The organism is Pontibacterium sp. (assembly GCF_041587635.1).
In the GTDB taxonomy this organism is placed as follows: Bacteria; Pseudomonadota; Gammaproteobacteria; order Pseudomonadales; family Balneatricaceae; genus Pontibacterium.
This window is the reverse complement of sequence record NZ_JBFGYC010000305.1, coordinates 1-4902: the sequence shown is the minus strand read 5'-3', so window position 1 is coordinate 4902 and position 4902 is coordinate 1. Positions and strand designations below refer to the sequence as shown.

At 50.6% G+C, this 4902-nt stretch carries 7 protein-coding genes; all 7 read left to right on the top strand.

All coding sequences use genetic code 11. From position 1 onward, the window contains the following. The coding region (locus ABYW01_RS14150; protein WP_372833793.1) for a MotA/TolQ/ExbB proton channel family protein at positions 1 to 233 on the top strand (233 nt) is incomplete at its 5' end. A 9-nt stretch (positions 234 to 242) separates the two neighbouring features. Next, complete coding sequence (tolR, locus tag ABYW01_RS14145; RefSeq protein ID WP_372833791.1) at positions 243 to 659, top strand: protein TolR; 417 nt, start codon at positions 243 to 245, stop codon at positions 657 to 659. A gap of 10 nt (positions 660 to 669) precedes the next feature. Further along, positions 670 to 1638 carry a cell envelope integrity protein TolA gene (tolA, locus tag ABYW01_RS14140; RefSeq protein WP_372833789.1) on the top strand — a complete coding sequence of 323 codons (969 nt, stop codon included), beginning with the start codon at positions 670 to 672 and terminating at the stop codon, positions 1636 to 1638. A 115-nt stretch (positions 1639 to 1753) separates the two neighbouring features. Then, positions 1754 to 3055 (top strand): Tol-Pal system beta propeller repeat protein TolB, encoded by a 1302-nt coding sequence (gene tolB / locus ABYW01_RS14135; RefSeq protein WP_372833788.1) that lies wholly within the window; start codon positions 1754 to 1756, stop codon positions 3053 to 3055. Positions 3056 to 3157: 102 nt separating this feature from the next. Then, on the top strand, positions 3158 to 3700 hold the full coding sequence (pal, locus tag ABYW01_RS14130; RefSeq protein WP_372833786.1) for a peptidoglycan-associated lipoprotein Pal: 543 nt from the start codon (positions 3158 to 3160) through the stop codon (positions 3698 to 3700). Then, entirely contained in the window at positions 3700 to 4557 is an 858-nt protein-coding gene (gene ybgF, locus ABYW01_RS14125; protein WP_372833783.1) for a tol-pal system protein YbgF, read from the top strand. Before pal ends, ybgF begins: the two co-directional genes overlap by 1 nt. Positions 4558 to 4574: 17 nt before the next feature. Then, the coding region (locus tag ABYW01_RS14120; protein WP_372833781.1) for a 7-cyano-7-deazaguanine synthase at positions 4575 to 4902 on the top strand (328 nt) is incomplete at its 3' end.

Below are 4902 nucleotides of genomic sequence, written 5' to 3'. Positions count from 1 at the left end.
TCATGAACTCATTCCGTGGTTTGGCTAATGTTCATCAGGCGACGTTGGCATCGGTAGCACCCGGTATCTCTGAGGCGTTGGTTGCAACCGCCATTGGTCTGTTTGCCGCGATTCCAGCCGTTATCGCTTATAACCGTTTTTCTGCGAAATCTGAAAGCGTATTAAGCAGCTATGAAACGTTTGCTGATGAATTCTCGGCGGTGCTGCATCGTCGTGTTCATGGTGCCTCATAAGGTATTGCTATGATCAGACGCCATCGTAAAACGCGTAAATTAAACGCTGAAATTAATGTGGTGCCCTATATCGACGTCATGATGGTGCTGTTGGTGATCTTTATGATTACGGCGCCAATGTTGACGCAAGGTGTGCAGGTAGAGTTGCCAAAAGCTGCGGCGGAACCTGTGGATGATAAGGACAAAGAGCCCGTTATTATCACGGTGAACGCACAGCAAGAGTACTTCATTGACGTTGGTGGTGATCCAGAAGAGCCATTGGATGCAGAAACCGTATCCGAACGGGTGAGAAAAATTCTGGCGGCTAACGAAGATAAGATGCTGTTGGTGCGCGGAGACAAAAACGTAGACTACGACGCTGTCGTTCAGCTAATGGTGTTGCTGCAGCAATCGGGTGCAGGCACTGTTGGTCTGGTAACCGAGTAGGGCGGATCAGTTGAAGCTCAATAGTTATCTATTCCCTGCGCTGCTAGCCTTGTTGTTGCATGGCGTTGTGTTTTTTATTCTGGCGGATGTGTGGTTTGAGCCAGATAAAGAGATCCAGCGAGTGCCGCGGCACGTTAATGCTCAAATCGTTGATCTGAAATCGATAACAACCAACGCGGATCGAAAGCGCGAGGCTTCGGCTGCGAAAAAGCGGGCGGACGATCAGGCAAAGCGGAAAGCCCAAGCAGAACAAAAACGTAAGAAGGCCGCCGCAGAAAAAAAACGCCAGCAAGAAATTTCACGTAAAAAGGCGGCTGAAAAGAAACGTAAACAGGAGGTCGCTAAAAAAGCGGCCGCTGAAAAGAAGCGTAAGCAGGAAGTTGCCCGTAAAAAGGCGGCAGATGAAAAGCGTAAGGCCGACGCCAAACGCAAGAAAGAGTTAGCGGCGAAGAAGGCTGCAGAGAAAAAACTCACAGAGAAAAAAGCAGCAGAAGAAAAAGCCCGTCAGAAGGCTGAGGCGGAACGTAAGCGTAAAGCACAAGAGAAGCTCGCAGCTGAGAAACGAAAGAAAGCAGAAGCCGAAGAGCGTCGTCGTGCTGTCGCAGAAAAGGCTCGTCAAAGCGCCTTGGCATCAGCGCTTGAAGAAGAAGAGGCGGAGCTGGCAGCAGAAGAGGGGCGTCAGGCCGCTATTAGCTACGAAGCGTATGTGCGTGAGCAGATCTCCCGTTACTGGAGGCGCTCCCCAAGTGCGCGCAATGGCATGGTGGTTGAGCTATCTATCCATCTTTTGCCGTCCGGTGAAGTTGATGACGCTTACGTGAGTAAGTCCAGTGGCGATGATCGTTTTGATCGGGATGCCGTGCGGGCGGTGGTGAAGGCTTCCAGCTTCCCAGAACTCCAGAAACTGGATCCGGTTGTATTTGATCGTTATTACAGAAAGTTCACCATGGTCTTCCGGCCTGAAGACTTGCGCCGGTAAATATTGGATGTATGTGTTGTATTGGTGCTGTTTGCGGAACTCCGCTCTCAGCTCTGTGTCGTAATCGGGAAGGCTAGTCCATGTTATTGGTGTACAGAGATCGGAGAATCTTGCAGTGAGACTTTATAAATATATCGTTGCTGTGCTGTCTGTTTTGTTGGTTTCGCTGCCTCTGCAAGCGGAGTTGAGAATTGAGGTGACTCAGGGGGTGGATAAGCCTACCCCTGTCGCGGTTGTCCCGTTTTCGTGGAGTGGCGGCTATGGCCTGTCGGAAGATGTTGCCGGCGTTATTGGTAGTGATTTCGCGCGCAGTGGTTTGTTCGCCGTGATGGATCAGGACAATATGCTGAGTAATCCCTCCCGCCAGAACGAAGTGGCGTTTCGTGACTGGCGTACCGCTGGCCAGGAATTTCTGGTGATTGGGCGCATGAGTCCGGCAAAAGATAACGCTGTACGGGTGGAATATGAAGTTTATGACGTCATCAAGGAAGAGTTGATCTTACGTGATGCGCGCATTGGCAGTCGTAATGGATTGCGTGATGTCGCTCATGTCATTGCTGATAATATCTATGAGTACCTGACCGGCTTAAAGGGTGCGTTTTATACCCGAATCCTTTATGTGACGGCGAATAAGCTAGATGCGGATACGTTCCGCTACCAGTTGCGCATGGCTGATTCGGACGGCGCGCGTCCCAGAACAATCCTTGAATCAAAAGAGCCGATCATGTCTCCAAGCTGGTCGCGCGATGCGCGTCGCGTGGCGTATGTTTCGTTCGAAAGCAGTCGTCCTGCAATCTATATTCAGGACCTGAGGACCGGTCAGCGCCAGAAGGTGCAGTCTTTTAAAGGTCTGAATGGTGCGCCGGCATGGTCGCCTGATGGCAGTAAGATGGCGCTGGTGTTGTCAAAAGATGGCAACCCGGAGATCTATATTCTGGATCTGTTGCAGCGCAAATTGACACGTATGACCCATCATTACGGCATTGATACAGAACCAAACTGGTCACCGGATGGCCGCACTCTGATCTTTACCTCTGATCGTGGAGGTCAGCCACAGATCTATCAGATGCACCTGAAAAGTCGCAACATTGAACGGCTGACCTATGAGGGTAATTACAACGGACGTGCATCTTTGACACAGGATGGTCGTTTTCTGGCAATGGTGCATCGAGGCGATGATGGTGTGTTCCGTATCGCGGTACAGGATCTGAAAACCTCACGCGTTGAAGTGTTGACTGAAACCTTCCTCGATGAGTCGCCAACCATTGCACCCAATGGCAGTATGATTTTGTACGCGACACAGAAGGGTACCCGTGGTGTTTTGGGCGGGGTTACGCTGGATGGGAACGTGCGCTTCCTGCTGCCAGATTCACAGGGACATGTCCGTGAACCAGCGTGGTCTCCGTACTTGCAATAAGTACGCACAGCCATTAACGTATGCGTCAGTTGGGAATAATCTAATTTTACTATTCAGGGTGTTGGTTAGGGCCGACATTAAAGGATATTACAGGAGTATTCGATGAAAGCTTCCAATGTAGCCAAAGCTGTTGCACTGGCTCTTTCCGTGGCATGGGTCGCGGGTTGTAGTTCAACTGGTGGTACTGATACCGGCACTACAGGTGCGGTAGACACTTCCGGTTCTTCTGCCGATAGCAAGGGTGCAGCTGTATCCGGTGGCGTTTCTGCTGCTGAGATGGCTGCACAGAAAGCAGCGGACGCTGTAGCTGCACTGCAGACTGTTTTTTACTTCGACTTTGATAAGTCCGTAGTAAAACAGGATGGTCTGGATGCGCTAGAGAAGCATGCTGCTTATCTGGTAGCCACTCCAAGCGCGTCAGTGCGTCTGGAAGGTCACGCAGATGAGCGTGGTACACGTGAGTACAACATGGCTCTGGGTGAGCGTCGTGCTCAGTCAGTAGCGCGTTACCTGCAGGTTAACGGTGTTAACTCTGATCAGATCGAAACTATTAGCTACGGTGAAGAGAAGCCAGCTGTGCTGGGTCACAGCTCAGAATCTTGGGCTCAGAACCGTCGCGTAGAGCTGAAGTACGTTAGCAACTAATGTACACAGCCCGTTATCTACCCTCTGTTGTGCTGGCGCTGACTTTCAGCGCTGGCGCAATGGCGGCACCCCCTCCTGTTATTGAGATTCAAACATCCCAGGCTGATCAGAGCTCCTCAGGTGTCGGGCGGTCAACTGCCGCACGCAATAATGCTGAGTTGTTGATGATTATTGACCAGCTGCAGGATGAGGTGCGTTCGTTGCGCGGTGAGCTGGAGCAGCAGGCGTTTCGTCTGAAGAAGATGGAACGGCAACAATTGGATCGTTATCGCGATCTTGATCGCCGTATCAGTTCGCTGATGAGTCGAGAGGCTCCGGCAGCTACAACGAATAAAGCGTCTAATCCAAAATCGTCAGACGTGACAGAATCTGCTCAATCGCAGCAGCCTGATCGTACGGTGCAGTCATCCAGTGTTCCTCAGACATCGGATCAATCGGATTCTTCAAAACCTCAGGTTAAGCCCGCATCCGTAAGCGTTAAAAATGGCGTATCGGACTCTAAAGCCTATCGTGAAGCCTTTGGCTTGGTTCGTGCTCGCGATTTCCCCGCCGCGGTTGTGGCGTTTAGTGCTTTTGTGCGTGACTATCCTAATAGTGCACGTGTAGCTAACGCGTACTACTGGATGGGTGAAATCCATCATGCGGAGCAAAAGCTTGAAAAGGCGCGAGAAGCCTTTGCATTGGTTTTGGGGCAATATCCAGAGCATCCAAAAGCACCTCATGCCGCCTTTAAGCTGGGTGTGATCTATAGCGAATTGGGTGATCAGGTACGTTCGGAAGAGTATCTCGATTACGTGCTTAAGAACCATCCGAAATCCAACGTTGCTCCTCTGGTCGAAGAGTTCAAGCGCAAGTAATTCCTGGAATATTGTTAATGACTACCGCTGTTAAGAAGGCAGTTGTTCTGCTGTCTGGTGGATTGGATTCTGCTACTGCACTGGCAATGGCTAAAGATCAGGGATTTGAATGTTATGTTCTTAGCTTTGATTACGGTCAGCGCTCTCTTACTGAGCTAAATGCTGCACGCCAGATCGCTGTACAAATGGATGTTAAAGAGCATCGTGTTATTCGCCTTAATCTCGAAGATTTTGGTGGCTCAGCGTTGACCGATCATAGTATTGATGTGCCGGAAGAGGAGGTTGATGGTGTTCCTGTCACCTATGTTCCTGCCCGCAATACTGTGTTTCTATCCCTTGCATTGG